Below are 22361 nucleotides of genomic sequence, written 5' to 3'. Positions count from 1 at the left end.
CTCCGTGACACCGATGTGACGTTACTCGGCCGCAGCCCGCGTCTCGGTCCCTCCCTGCCGGATCACGGCCAGAAGTTCCTCACGCCGCTTGGCGGCCTTGGCTTCGTTGGCGGCCAATACCGGACCGAAACCGCGGATGTCCAGCGGCAACCGCGCCAGCGCGACAATCGCATCGCGGGTGTTGTCATCCAGCTTGGGCAGGACCTCTTTCATGTCCTTCTCGTACTGACGGATCAAGGCCCGCTCCATCCGGCGCTCCGCGGTATAACCGAAGACGTCCAGCGGCGTGCCACGTAGCCCCTTCAGCTTGGCCAGAACCTTCATCGACCACAGAAGCCATTCGCCGAATTGCCGTTTGCGCGGACGCCCGTCCGGCCCTTTGCCTCCCAGGATCGGCGGAGCAAGGTGGAAGGTCATCTTGATGTCGCCGTCAAATTCGGCGGCGGCCTTGTCGCGGCTGTCCAGCAGCAGGCGGGCCACTTCATATTCGTCCTTGTAGGACAATAGCTTGTGATAGCCACGCGCGACGGCATCCCGGACCTTCGGGTCTTCGATCGACTCGACCAGCTTGAGATAGCGTTTGGACAACCGTTTGCCCTGATAGGCCACCAGATGATCGGCGCGGAACGCGATGGCCTGCTCGGGCGTCTTGGGCAACTCGGTCACCGTGGGGGCCACGATGCGCGCCACTTCCTCGGGGTGAAGAACCGCCCAGCGGCCGACCTCGAAGGCGCGCTTGTTGCGCTCGACCGCGGCGCCGTTCAGCTCGATCGCGGTCATAATCGCCTCATGGCTGACCGGCAGCAGACCGCGCTGCCACGCCGCCCCGAACACCATCATGTTGGAATAGATCGAGTCGCCCATCACCGCGCGTGCCAGCTCGGTCGCGTCGAACAGGGCCAGCCCGTCCTTCAGCCGCGCCTCGAGCGCTAATTCCAGCCGGTCGACCGGAATGTGGAACTCGGTGTTGCGGGTGAAATCGCCGGTGATGATCTCGTGACTGTTGACCACCGCGCCGGTCTGACCAGTGCGCGTCAGCCCCAGCGTCTTGGCCCCGGCCGACACCACGAGGTCGCCGCCGATCAGCGCATGCGCCTCGCCGGTGGCCACGCGAATGGCGCTGATGTCCTCGGGCTTGTTGGCCAGGCGACAGTGGATGTGCACCGCGCCCCCCTTCTGCGCCAACCCGGCCATTTCCATCATGCCCGCGCCTTTGCCGTCGATCTGCGCGGCCTGCGCCAGAACCGCCCCGATGGTCACGACTCCGGTGCCGCCGACGCCCGTGATGACCACGTTATGCGTGCCCTCGATCTGCGGCAGAACCGGCTGCGGCAGATGGGGGATGTCGATTTCGGTGGTGGCTTCCTTGCGGATCTTGGCACCTTCCAGCGTGACGAAGGACGGACAGAACCCGTTGAGGCACGAGAAATCCTTATTGCAGCTGGACTGGTCGATCGCCCGCTTGCGTCCCAGCTCGGTTTCCTTGGGCACGATCGAGACACAGTTCGACTGCACCCCGCAATCGCCGCAGCCTTCGCAGATGTCCGAGTTGATGAAGACGCGCTTGTCCGGGTCCGGGAAGGTGCCGCGCTTGCGGCGGCGGCGTTTCTCGGCGGCGCAGGTCTGGACGTAGACGATGACCGACACGCCTTCGATCTCGCGGAACTTGTTCTGAACCGCCATCAGCTCGGCCCGTTCGTGGATTTCCACGTCGCCGGGCAGCGCCTTGAAGTTCACGTCTTCCTTCTCGTCATAGACGACGGCCACATGCTGGACGCCCATGGCCTTGACCTCGCGCACAATGCGCTCGGCGGTCAAATGGCCCTCGTTCTCCTGCCCGCCGGTCATGGCGACCGCATCGTTGAACAGGATCTTGAAGGTGATGTTGGTTCCGGCCGCCAGCGCCGCCCGGATCGCCTGAACGCCCGAATGGTTGTAGGTGCCATCGCCCAGGTTCTGGAACACGTGTTTCGTAGTCGAGAACGGCGCCTCACCGATCCAGTTGGCGCCTTCGCCGCCCATCTGGGTAAAGCCGGTGGTCTCTCGATCCATCCACTGCACCATGTAGTGACAGCCGATCCCGGCGTAGGCCCGGCTACCTTCGGGCACCTTGGTCGAGCTATTGTGCGGACAGCCCGAGCAGAAATAGGGCAGCCGCGTCGCGATCTCCTGCGCGTTGTCGTTGCGGCGGGCCTCGTGCAGGCTGGCCAGCCCTGCGTGGATTCCGTCGGTTTCGCGACCTTCCTCGATTAGGATCTCGCCCAGCTTCTCGGCGATCATGATCGGATCAAGCGCCCCACGGGTCGGGAACAGCTCTTCGCGGTGCAGCGTGCCTGCCCCGCCCTTGTACCAGCCGTACACGCGACGTCCGCGACGGTCATCAAAGATCGCCTCTTTGACCTGCACTTCGATCAGCTTGCGCTTTTCTTCGACGATGATGATCAGGTCCAGCCCCTCGGCCCAATCATGGAACCCCTTCATGTCCAACGGGAAGGTCTGGCCGATCTTGTAGGTGGTGATACCCAGCCGTTCGGCCTCGGCCTCGTCGATGTTCAGCAGCGACATGGCGTGCACCAGGTCCAGCCAGTTCTTGCCCGCCGCGGCAATGCCGATCTTGGCCCCGGGCTTGCCCCAGACCCGCCGGTCCATCCGGTTGGCGTGCGAGAACACTTCGGCCGCGAACCGCTTGTAGTCGATGATCCGCGCCTCCTGCAGGTGCGGCGTGTCGCCCAGACGGATGTTCAGCCCGCCCTCGGGCATGTCGAATTCCGGCGTCACCAGCTGCATCCTATCGGGCCGGCCATCCACGACCGAGGTCACCTCGATCGTATCCTTCATCGTCTTGAGCCCGACCCAGACCCCGGCAAACCGGCTGAGCGCAAAGCCGTAGATTCCATAGTCGAGGATTTCCTGCACCCCGGCCGGGCTGACCACGGGCATGTACATGTCGACCATCGACCATTCAGATTGGTGCAGCACGGTCGAGCTTTCGCCGGTGTGGTCGTCGCCCATCGCCATCAGAACGCCGCCGTGCTTGGCGGTTCCGGCCATGTTGGCGTGACGCATGACGTCGCCCGACCGGTCCACACCCGGCCCCTTGCCGTACCACAGGCCAAACACGCCGTCATACTTTCCATCGCCGCGCAGACCCGCCTGCTGGCTGCCCCACAGCGCCGTCGCGGCCAGGTCCTCGTTCAGGCCGTACTGGAACACCACGTCGTTTTCGGCCAGCTGCTTCTGCGCACGCGACATCTGCAGGTCGACCGCCCCCAAAGGCGAACCCCGGTAACCAGTGACCAGACCGGCAGTATTGAGGCCCGCCGCCCGGTCGCGTTCCTTCTGCATCAGCATCAGGCGCACCAGCGCCTGCGTGCCGTTCAGCAGAACCGGGCTTTTGGTCAGATCGAAACGGTCGTTGAGCGAAATCTTTGGCTGACTCATCAGACGCCTCCCCACGTCGGAACAGTGTGCTGCATTTGCCGTCATTTTAGGTCACAATTTCTGACCTGTATAGGAAAATCCCCCTGCAGCGTAACGATTTCCGCCTTTGAATGTGGAACTTGCTACCTGTTTCATATAGTTCTGCGAAAACATAACGAAAGTTGCGACGATGAATTGGGACAAGCTCAGAATCTTTCACGCGGTGGCGGATGCCGGCAGCCTCACGCATGCCGGCGACAAGCTGAACCTGTCCCAATCCGCCGTCAGCCGCCAGATTCGTGCCTTGGAAGAGGCGTTGGGCGCCACGCTGTTTCATCGCCACGCGCGCGGCCTGATTCTGACCGAACAGGGCGAGCTTTTGTTCGATGCCACCACCGCCATGTCCAAGCGGCTGGAAACTGCCGCCGCCCGCATCCGCGACAGCGAAGAAGAGGTGTTTGGCGTCCTGCGCGTCACCACCACATTCGGCTTCGGCACGCTGTGGCTCGCCCCACGCCTGCCGAAACTGTACGAACAATACCCCGATCTCAACATCGATTTGATGCTGGAAGAGCGCGTCCTCGACCTGCCCATGCGCGAGGCCGATGTCGCGATCCGCATGAAGGAACCCAGCCAGGCCGATCTGGTGCGCAAACGCCTGATGACCGTTCGGATGATGCTCTATGCAACGCCTGAATACCTCGAGATGCACGGCGGAGCGCCACAAACGCTGGAAGACATTTCCAAGCACCGTCTGATTTGCCAGACACCCTCGGCCCCGCAAGTTGGCGTCGGAGCCACGATGGTCAGCCATCTTATGACGTATGAGCCCAGTTCGTTGCTGACCGTAAACAACTATTTCGGCGTCCTTCAAGGTGTGCTGAACAACCTTGGCATTGGTGTTTTGCCTGACTACGTAACCGAAGATTTTCCCAACTTGGTTCCAATTCTGTCGGATATCGAAACCGCCGAGGTGCCTGTCTACCTGGCGTATCCCGAGGAACTACGTCACTCGAAACGGGTCGCAGCTTTCCGTGACTTCGTGCAGGAGGAGATCATCGCGCACCGCAAGCATCTGAAAGAGCTGGGAAAGCTTTAGCCATGCACGAATCGCATAGCGGCCATGAAGACTCACGTGCAAAAAATTCTTGATCGTTCAAAAACTGATCCCTAAATGACCACTCGAAGGCGATGATGCTGAAACGCTCATCATCTTCATACCTCCCTGTTGGACTACGGCCGAGCTTAGTGCTCGGCCTTTTTTTTCATCAACGCCGCATCCGGTCGCGTTTTGTTTGTAAAATGCGCTCTGCGCTGCCTATGATCGCGAAAAACAATCATTTTGTGATCGAGGGAATAATGGCAACACATTTCTTGCGTATTCTGATGGCGGCGGTTTCGGCCCTCATGCTGACCCTACCCGCAGCGGCCCAAGAGACCGGCAGTTCCGCCGCCCCGGTGTCGATTCCCGAAGATCTGACTCCCGAACAAGTCGATGACTTGGTCGCCCGTATGTCCGACGACCAGGTGCGCGCCATCCTGCTGGAACGGTTGGACGCGGTCGCAAGGCAGCAAGCCGAACAGCAGAGCACAAAGCGCGGCCTGATTCAGACCATTTCGGACTCAGCCAGCCAGATGGCGGCATCATGGATGGACGTGATCCGCAAGGTCCCGGTTCTGATATCGGCCCAGGTCGAGGCCTTCTCCAATTTCGGCAACAAATTCGGCGCAAACGGCCTCATGACCCTGTTCGGGTTCACCTTTCTGGCGCTTGCGATCGGGTATGCGGCTGAAAAGCTGTTCGGCCTGTGGACCCGCCGCTGGATCCGGCTGATCCCCGAAGACGCGTCCTCGGACCTCAAGGGCGCAGTGCTTTACCTGTTCAAACGCTTCTGCGGCGAGTTTTTGGGCCTGCTGGTCTTTTACTACACGCTGGTTTTCGTTGGCCGCCGATTTCTGGACGATGCGCAAATCGAACAGGCGGGGCCCTTCGTGTTCTATCTGATCTGGTTCCCGCGGCTGGGGGCGGCGATCTCGCGGTTCATCCTTGCCCCACAGCAGCCCCGGCTGCGGCTGGTCAGTATCGACGACAAATGGGCCAAGTACCTGCATCGCAACCTGATCGGTCTATTTCTGCTGATCGGCTTCACCATGTTCATCCTGGATTTCAACATGATGAACGGCGTGCAGCCGGGCGAGTCGCGGCTGGGGTTCTGGCTGAACACCTCGATCCACATCTACATCGCCGTAATGGCCTGGACGGCCCGCGAAGGGCTGACCGAAATGATGCGCGGCTCGGACCCAGATCGCACACAGTTCGACGAAGAGGTGGCGCGTTACTATCCCTATTTCGCCATTGCCGTTTCCATCGGCACCTGGCTGCTGGTCGAATTCCTCGCCGCGCAACGCGACCCGCGGGTATTCGCCCTGCTGGCGGGGGGCGCGCATTACGTCACCATGTTCTGGCTGCTGATCGCGCCGGCGCTCGATACCTTCATCCGCGGACTGACCCGCCATCTGTTGCCGCCGATGATCGGTGACGGGCCGGTCGCCGAACGCGCGTACAGGGCAACCAAGCGCAGCTATATCCGCATCGGGCGCGTTCTGGCCGGCGTTTTGGTCGTCTTGATGATCGCCAACGCATGGGATCTGGACCTGCAGGAAATCGCGGGCGGAGATTCTGAAACGGGCAGCAAGCTGGTTCAGTTCTTCATCATCATCGCGGTCGGCTACATCCTGAACGAGGTGGTCTCGCTCTGGATCAACCGCCGCCTGGCCAAGGAGCAGACAGCCTCGGAGCAGAGCCCCGACGAGGAAGCCGGCGAAGGCGGCGGTGCCGGCGGCTCGCGCCTGGCCACGGTTCTGCCTTTGCTGCGCGTGACAGCTCAGGTCGCGATCTCGGTGATCTTCGCCCTGCTGGCGCTGGGCGCGCTGGGCCTGGACATCACGCCGCTTCTGGCCGGTGCCGGCATTTTGGGCCTGGCCATCGGTTTTGGCGCGCAGAAACTGGTCTCGGACATCGTGGGCGGCATCTTCTTTCTGATCGACGATGCTTTCCGAGTCGGTGAATATGTCGACGTGGGCGGTACCACCGGCACGGTCGAAAAGATCTCGATCCGCTCGATGCAACTGCGCCACCATCGCGGCCCGGTGCACACCATTCCCTATGGCGAGATCCAGAAACTAACGAACTACAGCCGCGACTGGGTCATCATGAAGCTGAAGTTTACCGTGCCCTTCGACACCGATCCGAACAAGGTCAAGAAGATCTTCAAGAAGATCGGTGCCGAGATGATGGAGGACCCGGTTCACAAGGACGGTTTCCTGCAGCCCTTCAAATCGCAGGGCGTGTTCGATTTCGACGATGTCGGAATGATCATCCGCGGCAAGTTCATGGCCAAGCCAGGCAAGCAGTTCACCCTGCGCAAAGAGATCTTCAATCGGGTGAAGGCCGCCTTCAACGAAAACGGCATCGAGTTCGCCCGCCGCGAGGTCCGCGTTGCGATCCCGGGCCTAGAGGAGACGGAACATCTTTCAGATGAACAGAAAGCGGCCATCAGTGCGGCTGCCGGTGAAATCGCAACTCAGCAGGCCGAACAACAGGCCGAGCAGCAACAGCAGGGAAAGAAATAGGACTGTGTGCCCAAGCGCAAAGACAGTGGTGTCCGCGTGTTGCGATCGCTAGTCAGGCCGCTTCTCGCAAGCGCAGGCGTCGCCTTGGCAAGTGCAGCGGCGGCGCAGGACGCCAATAGTGTCCTCGAAAAGAACCTCGGAGTTCTGGACGACTACACCGAAGACGAAATCGTCGGATTTCAGCGAGGATCGATCGTCGTCGCCCCAATTCCTTTTTCGAACCCTACAATCGGTTCCGGCCTCATTCTGGGCGCTGGGTATCTTTTCCAGATGGACGAAGGATCCAACCCTTCGGTGATAGGTGCCGGTGGATTGCGCTCCGGCAATGGCAGCATGGCCGCAGCCGGTGCATTCAAACTCAATATGGACAACAACCGTTGGATCATCGAGGCACTCTACGGGACAGCAGACGTCCAATACGACCTTTTCACCGGGGTTGGTGTGATCCCCATCCGTCAGGACGGTTTTCTGGGTAGGCTCGGGCTGTCCTATGGGGTAACGCCTGACCTGTCCTTCGGCGTGACCTTCCGGTATCTCGACACGACCATCACCCCCGCCTTTGCGGGACTGCCGCCGATCCCACCTCCCTTCGACCAGTTTCTGAATGTCGAGGTTGGGAATTTGGGCCTGGTGTCCGACTGGGATACACGGGATGACACGATTTACCCGACCAGCGGCCAAGTCCTGCATTTCGAAGCATCACAGGGCTACGGGCTCAGCGGGCTGGTGCAGGATTATTCCAAGTCCTACCTCAACTACACGTTTTACCTGAGCCCCTGGGCCGACGGTGTCATCGCCAGCCGGCTATCTGTGTGCGCCGCTTCGTCCGAGACACCGTTCTTCGATCAATGCGGCATCGGAACGGTGGATGCCTTCCGCGGGTTTTCGGCAACCCAGCTTCTCGATCTGCGCTCGGCTTCTCTGCAGGTCGAGCTTCGCCAGCGGGTGGGCGAGCGCATCGGCCTCATCGCCTTTGCTGGCGTGGGACAAACCGGCCAGAGTTTCAGCGATCTGAGCGACAACGGCACCAATTCGGCCTACGGGATCGGCGCGCGTTACCGGGTTTCCAAGAAATTTCCGCTCGATTTCTCGATAGATGTAAGCCGCAACGACCAGCAGGAGGACAACCTCTACATCTATGTCGGACAGCGGTTCTGACACGGCTGCGCGTTCTTGGCCCTTTCCCCCGGCGCGCCCTTGCCCTAAAAGGCGCGCAATATCGGCCAGCTTGGGGACAGGACAGACAATGCAAGAGCCCGCCATCACACCGGAACTGATTGCCGCGCACGGGTTGAAGCCCGAAGAATACGACATGATCCTCGAGATTATCGGGCGCGAGCCGACCTTTACCGAGCTGGGGATTTTCTCGGCCATGTGGAACGAGCACTGTTCCTACAAGTCCTCGAAGAAATGGCTACGCACCCTCCCTACCTCGGGCCCCCAGGTGATCTGCGGCCCGGGTGAAAACGCCGGTGTGGTCGATATCGGCGACGGGCAGGCCGTGGTCTTCAAGATGGAAAGCCACAACCACCCCTCGTACATCGAACCTTATCAGGGCGCGGCAACCGGCGTGGGCGGCATCCTGCGCGACGTGTTCACCATGGGCGCACGGCCCATCGCGGCGATGAACGCGCTGTCCTTCGGTGAACCCGACCACCCCAAGACCCGCCAGCTGGTCAACGGCGTGGTGGAAGGCATCGGTGGCTACGGCAACTGTTTCGGCGTACCGACCGTAGGCGGCGAGGTGCGGTTCCACCAGGCCTATAACGGCAACTGCCTCGTGAACGCCTTTGCCGCCGGGCTGGCCGATGCCGACAAGATCTTCTACTCGGCCGCGTCGGGCTTGGGCATGCCCGTTGTCTATCTGGGCGCCAAAACCGGCCGCGACGGCGTGGGCGGCGCCACGATGGCCTCAGCCGAATTTGACGACACGATCGAGGAAAAGCGCCCGACCGTGCAGGTCGGTGACCCCTTCACCGAAAAACGCCTGATGGAGGCGACGCTGGAACTGATGCAGACCGGCGCCGTGATTTCGATTCAGGACATGGGCGCGGCTGGCCTGACCTGTTCCGCGGTGGAAATGGGCGACAAGGGCAAGCTGGGCATCAAGCTCGACCTCGACCGCGTGCCCCAGCGCGAAGAGAACATGACCGCCTACGAGATGATGCTGTCCGAGTCCCAGGAACGCATGCTGATGGTGCTGAAGCCCGAGCTCGAGGCCGAGGCTCGGGCCGTATTCGAGAAATGGGACCTGGATTTTGCCATCGTTGGCGAAACAATCGCCGAGGACCGTTTCCTGATCATGCACGGAAACGAGGTCAAAGCCGACCTGCCGCTTTCGCCGCTGTCGGGCCGTGCGCCGGAATACGACCGTCCATGGGTTCCGACCCCTGTCGCCGAAGAGATGGCCGAAGTGCCGCAGATCGACCCGATCGACGGGTTGCGCGCACTCATCTCCTCGCCCAACTACGCGGCCAAGCAGTGGGTCTATGAGCAATACGACACGATGGTCATGGCCGACACCCTCCGAACCCCCGGCCTGGGCGCCGGCATGGTCCGCGTGCACGGCACGGACAAGGTGCTGGCCTTCACCTCGGACGTGACCCCTCGATACGTGCGCGCCAACCCCGAGGAAGGCGGCAAACAGGCTGTGGCCGAAGCCTATCGCAACCTGACCGCCGTGGGCGCCAAGCCGCTGGCCACCACCGACAACCTGAACTTCGGCAATCCCGAAAAGCCCGAGATCATGGGCCAGTTCGTCGGCGCCATCAAGGGCATCGGAGCGGCCTGTTCGGCGCTCGACATGCCGATCGTGTCCGGAAACGTGTCGCTCTACAACGAAACAGACGGTCAGGCGATCCTGCCCACACCGACCATTGGTGCCGTCGGGCTCTTGCAGCACACCGACGAGATCATCGGCAGCGAAGTGCGCGAAGGCCACGTAGCGCTGGTGATCGGCGAAACCAAGGGCCACCTGGGCCAGTCGGCGCTGCTGGCCGAGGTCTTCAACCGCGAGGACGGCGACGCCCCGCATGTGGATCTGGACGCCGAGAAACGCAACGGCGATTTCATCCGCGCCAACCGTCACCTGATCAAGGCCTGCACCGACCTCAGCGATGGCGGGCTGGCGCTTGCCGCTTTCGAACTGGCCGAAGGGTCCGGCGTCGGCGTGCATCTTGAGGACGCTTCGACAGAATTCCTGTTTGGAGAGGATCAGGGCCGGTACCTTGTGGCCTGCAATTTCGATCAGGCCGAAGCTCTGATGATCGCCGCAGGCCAGGCCGGTGTGCCCATCACCAGCGTCGGCCGCTTTTCCGGCGACACCGTGCGCATCGGCTCGTCCGAGGCCCCTCTGGCCGAGTTGTCGACGATCTATCGCACCAGCTTTGCCGAGGCCGTAGCCTGAGCCTCGTTCACACCCTTTACGCACCGAACCTGCGCCTGCCGAACTGGCGCAGGGTGCTTGTTTCGCCTTTGCCCGCGCCCCCTTGCACGGGCTTTGGCATCGCTCTACATCTTGGGAAAGACCTTCAGGAGAACCTACATGCCGATGAGCGCTCATGAAATCGAAACCCTGCTGCGCGAGGCCTTTCCGAACGCGGACATCAAGGTCGGGGGAAGTGACGGCGTGCACATGTCCGCGATGGTCGTGGACGAGAGCTTTCGCGGCAAGAACCGGGTGCAGCAGCAGCGCGCCGTCTATGCGGCGCTTAAGGGCAAGATGGATGGCCCTGACGGAGAACTTCACGCGCTGGCCCTGACCACCCGCGCACCGGAGTAACCCGGAGCAAACGCAACAAGACCCGTCGACTGGTCTGATGCAGAAAGTACCGAGAAACCTTCCCGGGAATCGGGCGAAATGACGAAAGCCAATGAACCGAACCGGGAGCCCGTCAAGAACCTGAAAGCCGACAAACGGTGGAGCGACCACCACGTAAAATGACTGCCCGCCGCCGCGGCGGGCCCAGCCTAGGAAACGCGAAATGACCGACGTGAAGACCCAGATCGATGAAACCGTCAAGAACAACGACGTGGTGCTGTACATGAAGGGCACCAAGGAGATCCCGCAGTGTGGGTTCTCCTCGCGCGTGGCAGGCGTTCTGAACTACATGGGCGTGGATTATGTAGATGTGAACGTTCTGGCCGACGAGAACATTCGTCAGGGCATCAAGGACTATTCAGACTGGCCGACCGTTCCGCAGCTGTATGTCAAAGGCGAATTCGTCGGCGGATGCGACATCGTCACCGAGATGACCCTTTCGGGCGAGTTGGACACCCTTTTCGATGAAAACGGCGTGGCTTACAACAAGGAAGCCGCCGACAAGATCCGCGAAGCCAACGCCTGAGCCTGCGGCTTAGCGGCTTGTACAGCCCTTCAGAACATCGGTTTCGCTGCCGGCCCCGGCCGCGGCGAAACTGATAACCGCATCCCAGCCTTTGGACCGCAGAACATAGGTCCCCTGCCCGCCGACCGACTCGTATCGGATACCCGATCCACTCGGAACCTGCCGCAAGGCGATCAACTGACCGTCCACCACCATGGCCGCTGCCCCGTCACCCTCGGGTGGGTTGAAATACGTGAGCGCAAGCTCAACCCCACCTTCGCAGGTGAAGGTGACCGGCAAGATGTCGATCTGAGCCTGCGCCATGGACGCGCACAGTGTAGCCATACCGGCCAAAACAGTCAGACGGCCCATTTTCATTTCCCTGACTTCTCGGCAACCATTTCCGCCAGTGACTCGGCACGCGCCGCCAACTCGGCAAGCGTGTCCGTCACCGAGGGCGGCACAACGGCCACTTCGACCCGCTCGGGTTCGGGCGGCGGTGCGTTGCGCAGACTGTCCAGTTCCGCCTGCGCCTCGGCCAGTTGCGCCTCCAGCGCCTTGATCCTGTCATCGGACGCCGCAGCCTTGTCGGCCAGCATCAGCCCCGCCATCAACAGCATGCGGGATTCCGGCATGCGTCCGATCTGGTCGGTCAGAACCTGCGCTTCATCATCCAGCAGCTTGGCTGCGGCATGCAGGAACGGCTCTTCCCCGTCCCGGCACGAGACTTCGAAACCGCGCCCGCCGATATGAATGGTCACTTCCGGCATTACTCCACCTCTCCTTCGGCAAGGTTGGCATGGGTCAGCAGCGGCTCGAGCCGGGCCAGAACCGCGTGGGCCTCTGCCGCATCCGTGGCCCGCGCGGCGCGGATTGCTTCAAGCTCGGCCTCGGTCGCGCGGTTCAGCAGCTCGGCATCGGGCAACCCGTCCGCGACTGCTTTGCGCAGCTCTTCTACGGTTTCCTGCAACTGGGCGTTGGCCTTGCGCAGACGCTGAAGATCGTCATCGAGGCGCGACATCGCCGCGCCGTGGCTCACCCGTTCGGCGCGCAGCATCTCGAGCTCGGCGTTCAGCTCGGCCACACGTTCGCCGTCGGCCAATTCCGCCTTGAGCCGGGCGATCTCGCTCCGCATCACCTCGACCTTTTCTTCTGATGGCTTCAAGCGCTCGACCTCGGCGCGTAGCTGGGCAAGTTCCTCGCTGTCATCCGGGCGGGTCCGCAGGCTCTCGATCTCGGATTTCAACGCCGCCAATTCATCCTGGTTTTCCAGCGCGGCCTTGGCCTCGGCCAGTTCGGCCCGCGCGGCTTCGACCGCCGCAAGCTGGGACTTGGCCTCGCCCAGTTGCCCGCGCAAGGCGTCGATTTCCTGCTCATAGCGCTCCTTGACGGATTTCAGGCGTTCCTCCAACTGCGCGTTGGCCAGACGCTCTTCGTCCAGCGCGACCCGCAATTTGCCGTCGCCGCCATCCCCTCCGGCCTGCATCGCCTCGATCCCGGCACCGATCCGGTCCATCGCGGCGGTGATGCGTCTGTGAAGGTCTTCGATCTGACTCATTGCCCCTGTTGCCCTTTTGCCAAGGTTCGCTCTCTTCTTACGCCGGCCGAATCAAGCCGTCCCGATCTCATTCATAGTCTAGCGGAATGTGCGCCAAAATACCCAGTGTTTGCTTTCAAACACTTGGACAACACAGTTCAACCGCGCCCCCGGCGCCACGGCCGGTTCCGCTTGCACTTTGAGGGGTGAATGGTATTCAGCGCGCAATCTGCCCGTAACCCAAAGGAAAACATCCGTGGACCTGACAGCGCTGCGCAATGCCAACCCTGAACACTGGGCCAAGGCTGCGGCCATCCGCACCCTGACCCTCGATGCCGTCGCGGCCGCCAATTCCGGCCATTCGGGAATGCCCATGGGCATGGCCGATGTCGCGACCGTTCTGTTTGAAAAGCATCTGAAATTCGACGCATCCGCCCCCAAATGGCCCGACCGCGACCGGTTCATCCTGTCGGCCGGCCACGGCTCGATGCTGATCTATTCGCTGCTGTATCTGACGGGCTACGAACAAGTCACGCTGGACGAGATCAAGAACTTCCGCCAGTTGGGCGCCAAGACGGCCGGCCACCCGGAAAACTTCCTTTTAGACGGCGTTGAAACCACCACCGGCCCGCTTGGGCAAGGGATCGCCAATGCCGTGGGCTTCGCCATGGCCGAAGAGATCCAGCGCGCGCATTACGGCAAGAAGGTCGTCGATCACTATACCTATGTGATCGCCGGGGACGGCTGCCTGATGGAAGGCGTCAGCCAGGAGGCGATCACCCTGGCCGGTCGGCACGAGCTAAGCAAGCTGATCGTGTTCTGGGACAACAACAATATCACCATCGACGGCACCGTGGACATCGCCGACCGCACCGACCAGGTGCGCCGGTTTGCGGCCTCGGGCTGGAATGTAATCGAGATCGACGGTCACGACCCCGAGGCCATTGACGCGGCCATCACCGAGGCGAAGGCGTCGAAAAAGCCGTCGATGATCGCCTGCAAGACCCATATCGCCTTGGGCCATGCCGCGCAGGACACCTCGAAAGGTCACGGTGCTCTGACCGATGCCGAACAGCTGAAAGCCGCAAAAGAGGCCTATGGCTGGCCCTACGGTCCGTTCGAAATCCCGGCCGAGGTCAAAGCGGCCTGGGAAGCGATCGGTGCTCGCGGCGCTGCGGACCGCGCGGCCTGGGAAGAGCGTTTCGCCCAACTGTCCGAGCGCAAGCAGGCCGAGTTCAACCGTGCCTATGCGTTCGAGGTGCCGAAGAAGCTGGCCGGCGCGATCCGCGCACTGAAAAAGCAGATCTCTGAAGACCAGCCCAAGCTGGCCACCCGCGCCTCGTCGGAGAAGGTGCTGAACGTCGTGAACCCGATCATGACCGAGACGGTTGGCGGCTCGGCGGACCTGACCGGGTCGAACAACACCAAATCGGCCGATATGGGTGTGTTCCTGCCGGAAAACCGCAAGGGCCGCTATATCCACTACGGCATCCGTGAACACGGCATGGCCGCGGCGATGAACGGCATGGCGCTGCATGGTGGCATCCGCCCCTATGGCGGCACATTCATGGCCTTCACCGACTATGCGCGTCCGTCGATGCGCCTGGCCGCGTTGATGAAGATCCCCAGCGTTTTCGTGATGACCCATGACTCGATCGGTCTGGGCGAAGACGGCCCGACGCACCAGCCGGTCGAGCATCTGGCGATCTCGCGCGCGACGCCGAACACCTATGTGTTCCGTCCCGCCGACACCGTCGAGACTGCCGAGGCCTGGGAACTGGCGCTGACCTTCAAAGACAGCCCCTCGGTTCTGTCGCTGACCCGCCAGGGCGTGCCGACCGTGCGCACCCAGCACAAGGCCAAGAACCTGACCGCCCAGGGCGCCTATGTTCTGGCCGAGGCCGAGGGCAAGCGTCAGGCGATCCTGATCGCCACCGGGTCCGAGGTGTCGCTGGCCATGGAGGCAAAAGCGATGCTCGAGGCCGAAGGGATCGGCACCCGGGTCGTTTCGATGCCCTGCATGGAGCTGTTCGCCGAGCAGGACGAAGCCTATCGCAAGAAGGTCCTGCCTGCCGGGCCCGTCCGCGTCGGCATCGAGGCCGCCGTCCGTGCCGGCGGCTGGGACCGCTGGCTGCTAGGCGAGCGTGGCCGCGAGGCCAAGGCCGGTTTCATCGGTATGTCGGGCTTTGGCGCGTCTGCTCCCGCCGGCGAACTGTACAAGCATTTCGGCATCACCGCCGAGGCAACGGTTGCAAAGGTCAAGGAATTGCTGGGCTGATCCAGCCGAACCAAGCATTCAAGGGGCGGCCATCGTGCCGCCCTTTTCTTTTGGGCTTCAATGGTCCGCTTTCTGCTCTGGCTTATTGGGCCACAGCGGCGCGATGACCTTGGTCGCCAACGGTATCAGAACGAACCCCCAGGCCAGCCCGAACACGCCATCCATCGCGGCCTTGCTGATCCACTCCATCGCACCGGCCCATTGATCGGGCACGGCATGACCGGCCGCATAAGCCCAATCGTGGATATGGTGTGCCAACCAGCCAAAGCCCAGCACCTCGAACCCATGGATCATGATCGAGCCGCCAACCCATAGCATCGCCGCCGTACCCACGACCGACAGCGTCTTCATGACCTTTGGCATCGCCTTGACCAGCCCGCGGCCCAACCCGCGGCCGACCGACGTCAGCGCGTTCTTGGCCAGATAAAGCCCGACATCGTCCATTTTGACGATCAATGCGACCGAGCCATAGACGGCCACCGTGACACCGATCCCCACAACCGCCAGCGTCGTCGCCTGCATCCAGACATTTGGCGCCTCAATGGCAGAAAGCGCGATGGTCATGATTTCGGCCGACAGGATGAAATCAGTCTTGATGGCACCCTTGATCTTCTGCTCCTCCAGATGACCCGGATCACGGACGTTCATGTCTTCTTCGATGACGTGGCTGCCATGCGGGAATAGCACGTGGAAGATCTTTTCGGCCCCCTCGAAGCACAGGTATGACCCACCAATCATCAGCAAGGGCGTGATAATCCATGGTGCGAAATTCGCAAGCAGCAAGGCCACCGGCAGCAGCAGAATGACCTTGTTGAAAATCGACCCCCGTGCGATGCGCCAGATGATCGGCAACTCTCGCGCGGGGGCAAAGCCCTGGACGTATTTCGGCGTGACGGCCGCGTCGTCGATGATCACGCCCGCGGTCTTGGCCCCCGCCTTGCCGGCGGCCGCCGCCACATCGTCGACCGAGGCCGCCGCCACTTTGGCGATTCCCGCCACATCGTCCAACAGGGCCAGCAAACCGCTCATGCCGCATCCTTTCCGTTCATCCGTCGCACTTTGGACCCTAACCGATCCGACAGCTAGCGCAAGCGTTAGCGCAACCACGCCAAGTTTGCGCTAACACATTGCAAATATGATATTTTCTACCTTTTTTGATGAACCGATCATCGCTATATCGCCCAGAACACAAGCGGATTTGGAGACGTCACATGACCATCAAGGTCGGCATCAATGGTTTTGGCCGCATCGGCCGCTGTACCCTGTCGCACATCGCCGCGTCAGGCCGCAACGACATCGAAGTGATCAAGGTTAACGCCACCGGACCGCTTGAAACCTCAGCGCATCTGCTGAAATACGACAGCATCCACGGCCGCTTTCCGCGCGAGATCTCGATCAGCGGCAACACGATGGACCTGGGCCGCGGGCCGATGCAGATGTTCTCGACCTACGACATGAACGAGCTGGACTGGGAAGGCTGCGACGTCGTTCTGGAATGCACCGGCAAGTTCAACGACGGGCTGAAGGCCAAAACGCATCTTGAGCGTGGCGCGCAGAAGGTTCTGCTGTCGGCCCCGGGCAAGAACGTGGACAAGACGATCGTATTTGGCGTCAACCACAACAGCCTTACCGCCAACGATAGGATGGTGTCGAATGGCTCGTGCACCACGAACTGCCTTGCTCCGCTTGCCAAGGTTCTGGACGAAGGTATCGGCATCGAAAACGGCATCATGACCACGATCCATGCCTATACCGGCGACCAGCCGACGCTGGACCGCCGTCACAATGACCTGTACCGCGCCCGCGCCGCCGCCATGTCGATGATCCCCACAAGCACCGGCGCTGCCAAGGCCCTGGGCGAAGTTCTGCCGAACCTCAAGGGGCGTCTGGACGGCTCGGCCATCCGCGTGCCAACGCCGAACGTATCGGCCGTAGACCTGACATTCCGAGCCGCGCGCGATGTGACCGTTGATGAGGTCAACGCCATCGTCGCCGAGGCCGCCAAGGGGCCGATGCAGCGCGTTCTGGGCTATGAACCTGCCCCGCTGGTGTCGACCGATTTCAACCACACCGAAGAAAGCTCGATCTTCGCACCCGACCAGACCCGTGTCGTCGATGGCCGCATGGTCCGCGTGCTGGCTTGGTACGACAACGAGTGGGGCTTCTCGGTGCGCATGGCCGATGTGGCCGTCGCCATGGGGCGCCTTAACTGACATCGCCAAGTAAGCTTGCGCGAAAACGCCCGCTCAGGTTATCTGGGCGGGCGTTTGCGTTCGGAGCGGCAATGACAAACCAAATCGCGATCTGGCTTGGCGTGCTCATTCTGGGTGGACTGATGCTGGATTATGCCCTTGTCGGAACCGAGCATCTCCTATTCCTCGGCAAGAAGTTCTACGACCTTTTGGATTGGGTCGCGTTCTGGCGCTGACAGAGGTTTTGCTTGACATTTTCGCCTGACTGCCTTTGTTAGCGCTAACTAATTTCAATCGCGGCTTAGCGGCCATTCAGACGGAGCGCGACATGACACTCAAACTTGCAATCAACGGATTTGGACGGATCGGGCGCGGCGTCCTGCGCGCCCTGATGGAAAGCGGTCGCACTGATGTGCAGATCGTGGCAATCAACGACCTGGCCAAGCCGGAAATGAACGCGCATCTGTTCGAGTTTGACAGCGTGCATGGCCGCTACGCCAAGCCGGTCACCCTGACCGAGGCCGGGCTGGACGTGGGCGCCGGCCCGATCCGGCTGACCAGCGAGCGTGACCCCGAGGCGCTGGACTGGTCGGACGTGGACGTCGTTCTGGAATGCACCGGCGTATTCCGCACGCGCGAAGCCGCGTCGCGTCATTTCAAGAACGGCGCGAAAAAGGTTCTGATCTCGGCGCCGGCGCGCGGGGATGGCGAGGTGAAGACCGTGGTGTTCGGCGTGAACGAACACGAACTGACCGCCGCCGACACCGTGGTTTCAAACGCATCCTGCACCACCAACTGCCTGTCGCCCGTCGCTGCCGCATTGGATGCGGGCCTGGGTATCGTGCACGGCAACATGACAACAGTGCATGCCTATACTGCCAGCCAGCCAGTGCATGACACCGCCGGCAAGGACCCGTACCTGTCGCGCGCGGCTGCCCTGTCGATGATACCGACCACCACCGGCGCGGCCTCGGCCGTGGGGCTGGTTTTGCCGCAACTGCAGGGCAAGCTGACCGGTCAGGCGATCCGGGTTCCCACCCCGAACGTCTCGGTCGTCGATCTGGTGGTCGAAGTATCGCGCCCCACCACCGAAGACGAGGTCAACGCCCTGTTCACCGAGGCAGCGGCAAAGATCCCGACCGTTCTGGCCGCGGAAACCCGCCCGTTGATCTCGATCGACTTCAACCACGATTCCCACAGCTCGACCGTGTCGCTGGCCGAAACCAAGGTGACCGACGGCACGCTGGTCCGCGTTCTGGCCTGGTATGACAACGAGTGGGGTTTCTCGAACCGGATGCTGGATACGGCCGCCGCGATGGGCGCCCTAGCCTAACCGCTCTTTCAGCGCGATATTGACCTGGGGCGTGACGAATTTCGACACGTCCCCTCCCAGCCGGGCGATTTCCTTGACCAGCTTCGAGGCAATCGCCTGGTGGCGGGCCTCGGCCATCAGAAAGACGGTCTCGATGGAATCATCCATCGCCCGGTTCATCCCCACCATCTGGAATTCATACTCGAAATCCGCCACCGCGCGCAGGCCACGCACAATGATCTGGGCGCCCACGTCCCGGGCGCAGTCGATCAGCAGGTTCTCGAACGGATGCGCGACGATCTCGGTGCCGGTCTGCGCGGTCAGATGGGCGCATTCGGCCTCGATCATGGCCACCCGTTCTTCCAAAGAAAATAAGGGCCCCTTGTCGCGGTTGATTGCAACGCCGATCACCAGCTTGTCGACCAACATCGCCGCCCGACGGATGATGTCGATATGACCCAAGGTGATCGGATCAAAGGTTCCGGGATACAATCCAACCCGCATCTGGGCCTCCTGAGCAAGAAAATTTCTGCGCAAGCAAACACAAGTTTTACGCAGCTGCAAGAGGCCGCATCATTAGCGTAGGGCTAGTGGCCCATGATCATGCCCTGCAGGGCATCCTTTTCCATCGCCAGTTCCGACAATTGCGCCTTGACCACGTCACCCAGCGTCACGATGCCGACCAACTGGCCGTCCTCGACGATCGGCATGTGACGAAAACGGCCTTCGGTCATGCGGGCCAGTACGTCCTGCACCTTGTCCTGTTTGGTGGCGGTAACCAGCTTTTTGGTCATGTAGGCGATGACCGGCTGGGTCAGGCAACCGCTGCCGCTGGCGGCCAGCTCGCGCACGATGTCGCGTTCCGACAAAATCCCAACGGCGGTCTTGCCCCCGTCCTCCGAGACCACGACGGTCCCGATGCGCTTTTCGGCCAGGATCTTGGCTGCGTCGGAAACGGTCGTCGAAGGCGCCACCGTCACGACCCCGTCCGTTGCCTTCGAACTCAGAATGGCCTGAACAAGCATGGGCAAAACCTCCGACAATAATCTTCCCGTATTCCAAAGCGTTGCCGGAATACTCGACCCTGTCAAGCTTGGGCTTCAGCTTCCAGCCGCGCAATCTCGTCGCGGATGCCGCGACTCAGCGCGTCAGCAAAGCGGTTGAGGCGTTCATTGCGCTGATCGCCCTGATGGCGCACTAGGTAGAAGCTGCGGGTCAGACTTACTTGATCCGTCAGGATTTTCCGCAACCCCGGATGGAACGGAAGCGTAAAGTCATGGGCCACGCAGACCCCGGTGCCCAGCGATGCCTGCCGCAACTGGACCGAGACCGAATTCGATGCAAGCGCGACACGGTCAATACCGATGTCGTTGAGGTAGTCCAGCTCGCGATCGAAGATCATGTCCGGGATGTATCCAATCATGCGATGCCCCTGCAGATCCTCGAGAGTGCGGATCGGGGCATGGCGCGCCAGGTAATCCTCTGTCGCGACCATATGCAGGCGATAGTCGCTGACCTTCTGCACCAGCAACTTGCCGGCGGTGGGCGCGCTGACGGTCAGCGCCATGTCGGCCTCGCGCCGCGACAAATTGATAATGCGCGGCAGGGCAAGAATCTGAATGTCCAGATCCGGGTTCGCATCGCTGATGCGGGCACAGACCTGCGGCAGCAGATAGTTCGCACTGCCATCGGGCGCGCCGATGCGGACCTGACCGCTCAGCGCCTTGGTCGACCCGTCCATCGCCCCTGCTGCCGCGCGCATCGCCTCTTCGGCGGATTGGGCGTGTTCGAACAGGCGCTCTCCGGCCGAGGTCAATAGATAGCCTTGGGGCGATTTGGTGAACAGCGGCGCCTTCAGCGCCGTCTCCAGCCGCGCGATCCGGCGCCCCACCGTGGCCGGATCGATCTTCAGCCGCCGCCCTGCCGACGATAGGCTTTCCTCGCGCGCGACGGCCAGAAACACGCGCATGTCGTCCCAATTGGGGGTCATCCCTCACCTTTGCATTTTTGCAAAACTCTTTTGAGACATTGCCCCTGTTCAGGTGATTTATGCAAGCCTATGCTGCGCCCAAATTCTGCGGAGGAGTTTGCAATGCAAGACCTGACCCATTTCATCAACGGCGAATACACCCCCGGCACCTCGGGCCGGTTCGATGATGTCTACAACCCCGCCACCGGCGAAGTTCAGTACAGATGCCCGATGGCCAGTGCCGCCGAGACCACGGCCGCCATCGAACACGCCGCCGCAGCCCAGCCTGCCTGGGGTGCAACCAACCCGCAAAAGCGCGCCCGCGTCATGATGCAGATGGTTCAGCTGATGAACCGCGACATGGACAAACTGGCCGAAGCACTGAGCCGCGAGCACGGCAAGACCCTGCCCGATGCCAAGGGCGATCTGCAGCGCGGGCTCGAGGTGATCGAATACTGCATCGGCGCCCCGCAGATGCTGAAGGGTGAGTTTACCGACAGCGCAGGCCCCGGCATCGACATGTATTCCATGCGCCAGCCGCTGGGTGTTGTCGCCGCCATCATGCCGTTCAACTTCCCGGCCATGATGCCCCTGTGGCATGTCGGCCCGGCGCTGGCCTGCGGCAACGCTGCGGTGCTGAAACCCTCGGAACGTGATCCATCGGTGCCGCTGATGCTGGCCGAACTTTTCGTCGAGGCCGGTCTGCCCAAAGGCGTGTTCCAGGTTGTCAACGGCGACAAGGAAGCCGTGGATACCCTGCTGGACAGCGAGATCATTCAGGGTGTTTCCTTCGTCGGATCGACCCCGATCGCGCAGTACATCTATGCCCGCGCCACAGCGAACGGCAAACGCGCCCAGTGCTTTGGTGGGGCCAAGAACCACATGATCGTTATGCCTGACGCCGACCTGGACCAGGCCGCCGACGCGCTGGTGGGCGCCGGTTTCGGCGCTGCCGGCGAACGCTGCATGGCCGTTTCGGTGGCCGTTCCGGTGGGCGAGGAAACCGCCGACGCGCTGATTGAAAAGCTAGTGCCGCGCATCGAAAAACTGAAGGTCGGACCCTATACCGCAGGCGATGACGTCGATATGGGGCCGGTCGTGACCGCCGCCGCCAAAGAACGCATCTTGGGCCTGATCAACTCGGGCGTTGAACAAGGCGCGAAGCTGGTGGTCGACAACCGCGACTTTAAGCTGCAAGGCTATGAAGACGGTTTCTTTGTCGGCCCGCATCTGTTCGACCATGTCACCCCCGACATGGACATCTACAAGCAGGAGATCTTCGGCCCCGTCCTGTCCACCGTCCGCGCCGGATCCTACGAAGAGGCGTTGAAGCTGGCGATGGACCATGAATACGGCAACGGCACCGCGATCTTCACCCGCGACGGCGACACCGCCCGTGATTTCGCCCACCGGGTCAACATCGGCATGGTCGGCATCAACGTCCCGATCCCGGTCCCGCTGGCCTATCACACATTCGGCGGGTGGAAGAAATCCATGTTCGGCGACCTGAACCAGCACGGCCCCGACAGCTTCAAGTTCTACACCCGCACCAAGACCGTGACGTCGCGCTGGCCGTCGGGCATCAAAGAAGGTGGCGAGTTCAACTTCAAGGCAATGGACTAACTATCCAAAAACAAATTAAAAGGCCGCCCAATCGTTGGCGGCCTTTTCTTTTTCTGAAACCTCCGTTCGGCG

The 22361-nt window shown here is 61.7% G+C and carries 19 protein-coding genes; 11 read left to right on the top strand and 8 right to left on the bottom strand.

The window, feature by feature from the left end:
* Positions 1-21: 21 nt before the first annotated feature.
* Positions 22-3441 carry an indolepyruvate ferredoxin oxidoreductase family protein gene (locus tag AC2FNS_RS04800; RefSeq protein ID WP_496803786.1) on the bottom strand — a complete coding sequence of 1140 codons (3420 nt, stop codon included), beginning with the start codon at positions 3439-3441 and terminating at the stop codon, positions 22-24.
* A gap of 169 nt (positions 3442-3610) precedes the next feature.
* On the opposite strand from AC2FNS_RS04800, the gene AC2FNS_RS04795 reads away from it, so the two are divergent.
* From AC2FNS_RS04795 to grxD, 6 genes are all read left to right on the top strand, one after another.
* Positions 3611-4519 (top strand): LysR family transcriptional regulator, encoded by a 909-nt coding sequence (locus AC2FNS_RS04795; RefSeq protein WP_496679870.1) that lies wholly within the window; start codon positions 3611-3613, stop codon positions 4517-4519.
* Positions 4520-4779: 260 nt separating this feature from the next.
* On the top strand, positions 4780-7053 hold the full coding sequence (locus AC2FNS_RS04790; RefSeq protein WP_496679867.1) for a mechanosensitive ion channel domain-containing protein: 2274 nt from the start codon (positions 4780-4782) through the stop codon (positions 7051-7053).
* Positions 7054-7137: 84 nt separating this feature from the next.
* Positions 7138-8211 (top strand): BamA/TamA family outer membrane protein, encoded by a 1074-nt coding sequence (locus tag AC2FNS_RS04785; protein WP_496711158.1) that lies wholly within the window; start codon positions 7138-7140, stop codon positions 8209-8211.
* A gap of 88 nt (positions 8212-8299) precedes the next feature.
* Entirely contained in the window at positions 8300-10459 is a 2160-nt protein-coding gene (gene purL, locus AC2FNS_RS04780) for a phosphoribosylformylglycinamidine synthase subunit PurL (RefSeq protein ID WP_496803785.1), read from the top strand.
* A 138-nt stretch (positions 10460-10597) separates the two neighbouring features.
* Positions 10598-10834 carry a BolA/IbaG family iron-sulfur metabolism protein gene (locus AC2FNS_RS04775; protein WP_149775191.1) on the top strand — a complete coding sequence of 79 codons (237 nt, stop codon included), beginning with the start codon at positions 10598-10600 and terminating at the stop codon, positions 10832-10834.
* A gap of 202 nt (positions 10835-11036) precedes the next feature.
* Positions 11037-11399 (top strand): Grx4 family monothiol glutaredoxin, encoded by a 363-nt coding sequence (gene grxD, locus AC2FNS_RS04770; RefSeq protein WP_496711160.1) that lies wholly within the window; start codon positions 11037-11039, stop codon positions 11397-11399.
* A 9-nt stretch (positions 11400-11408) separates the two neighbouring features.
* On the opposite strand, the gene AC2FNS_RS04765 is transcribed toward grxD, so the two are convergent.
* Genes AC2FNS_RS04765 through AC2FNS_RS04755 form a run of 3 tightly spaced genes read right to left on the bottom strand, consistent with a single transcriptional unit; the run spans position 11409 to position 12936 of the window.
* On the bottom strand, positions 11409-11750 hold the full coding sequence (locus AC2FNS_RS04765; RefSeq protein WP_496711161.1) for an MliC family protein: 342 nt from the start codon (positions 11748-11750) through the stop codon (positions 11409-11411).
* A gap of 2 nt (positions 11751-11752) precedes the next feature.
* A complete protein-coding gene (locus AC2FNS_RS04760; RefSeq protein ID WP_496679855.1) occupies positions 11753-12148 on the bottom strand; it encodes a cell division protein ZapA in 396 nt (131 codons plus the stop codon).
* Positions 12148-12936, bottom strand: coding sequence for a hypothetical protein (locus tag AC2FNS_RS04755; protein ID WP_496688286.1), 789 nt, complete (start codon positions 12934-12936; stop codon positions 12148-12150). Before AC2FNS_RS04755 ends, AC2FNS_RS04760 begins: the two co-directional genes overlap by 1 nt.
* Before the next feature lie 235 nt (positions 12937-13171).
* Between AC2FNS_RS04755 and tkt the strand changes: the two genes are divergently transcribed.
* A complete protein-coding gene (gene tkt, locus AC2FNS_RS04750) occupies positions 13172-15193 on the top strand; it encodes a transketolase (protein ID WP_496679851.1) in 2022 nt (673 codons plus the stop codon).
* A 57-nt stretch (positions 15194-15250) separates the two neighbouring features.
* Here tkt and AC2FNS_RS04745 read toward each other — a convergent pair whose 3' ends face one another.
* Positions 15251-16222, bottom strand: coding sequence for a DUF808 domain-containing protein (locus AC2FNS_RS04745; protein WP_496711162.1), 972 nt, complete (start codon positions 16220-16222; stop codon positions 15251-15253).
* Positions 16223-16404: 182 nt separating this feature from the next.
* On the opposite strand from AC2FNS_RS04745, the gene gap (AC2FNS_RS04740) reads away from it, so the two are divergent.
* From gap (AC2FNS_RS04740) to gap (AC2FNS_RS04730), 3 genes are all read left to right on the top strand, one after another.
* The gene (gene gap / locus AC2FNS_RS04740) at positions 16405-17406 is read left to right on the top strand and encodes a type I glyceraldehyde-3-phosphate dehydrogenase (RefSeq protein WP_496711163.1); all 1002 of its coding nucleotides are present in this window, start codon (positions 16405-16407) and stop codon (positions 17404-17406) included.
* A 71-nt stretch (positions 17407-17477) separates the two neighbouring features.
* Complete coding sequence (locus AC2FNS_RS04735; protein ID WP_005983416.1) at positions 17478-17621, top strand: hypothetical protein; 144 nt, start codon at positions 17478-17480, stop codon at positions 17619-17621.
* Between the two features lie 92 nt (positions 17622-17713).
* The gene (gene gap / locus AC2FNS_RS04730; RefSeq protein ID WP_496711164.1) at positions 17714-18718 is read left to right on the top strand and encodes a type I glyceraldehyde-3-phosphate dehydrogenase; all 1005 of its coding nucleotides are present in this window, start codon (positions 17714-17716) and stop codon (positions 18716-18718) included.
* Here gap (AC2FNS_RS04730) and coaD read toward each other — a convergent pair.
* The 3 genes from coaD to AC2FNS_RS04715 form a co-directional block, all read right to left on the bottom strand.
* On the bottom strand, positions 18710-19201 hold the full coding sequence (gene coaD, locus AC2FNS_RS04725) for a pantetheine-phosphate adenylyltransferase (protein WP_496679842.1): 492 nt from the start codon (positions 19199-19201) through the stop codon (positions 18710-18712). The genes gap (AC2FNS_RS04730) and coaD overlap by 9 nt on opposite strands.
* A gap of 83 nt (positions 19202-19284) precedes the next feature.
* Positions 19285-19722 (bottom strand): CBS domain-containing protein, encoded by a 438-nt coding sequence (locus AC2FNS_RS04720; RefSeq protein ID WP_496679841.1) that lies wholly within the window; start codon positions 19720-19722, stop codon positions 19285-19287.
* A 62-nt stretch (positions 19723-19784) separates the two neighbouring features.
* Entirely contained in the window at positions 19785-20687 is a 903-nt protein-coding gene (locus tag AC2FNS_RS04715; protein ID WP_496688282.1) for a LysR family transcriptional regulator, read from the bottom strand.
* A gap of 102 nt (positions 20688-20789) precedes the next feature.
* On the opposite strand from AC2FNS_RS04715, the gene AC2FNS_RS04710 reads away from it, so the two are divergent.
* Entirely contained in the window at positions 20790-22289 is a 1500-nt protein-coding gene (locus AC2FNS_RS04710) for a CoA-acylating methylmalonate-semialdehyde dehydrogenase (RefSeq protein ID WP_496803784.1), read from the top strand.
* Positions 22290-22361 lie beyond the last annotated feature (72 nt).

It is taken from the genome of Ruegeria sp. BHSA191 (genome assembly GCF_059613325.1).
Note: the sequence above shows the minus strand (reverse complement) of the source record. Positions and strands in the feature narration are given on the sequence as shown.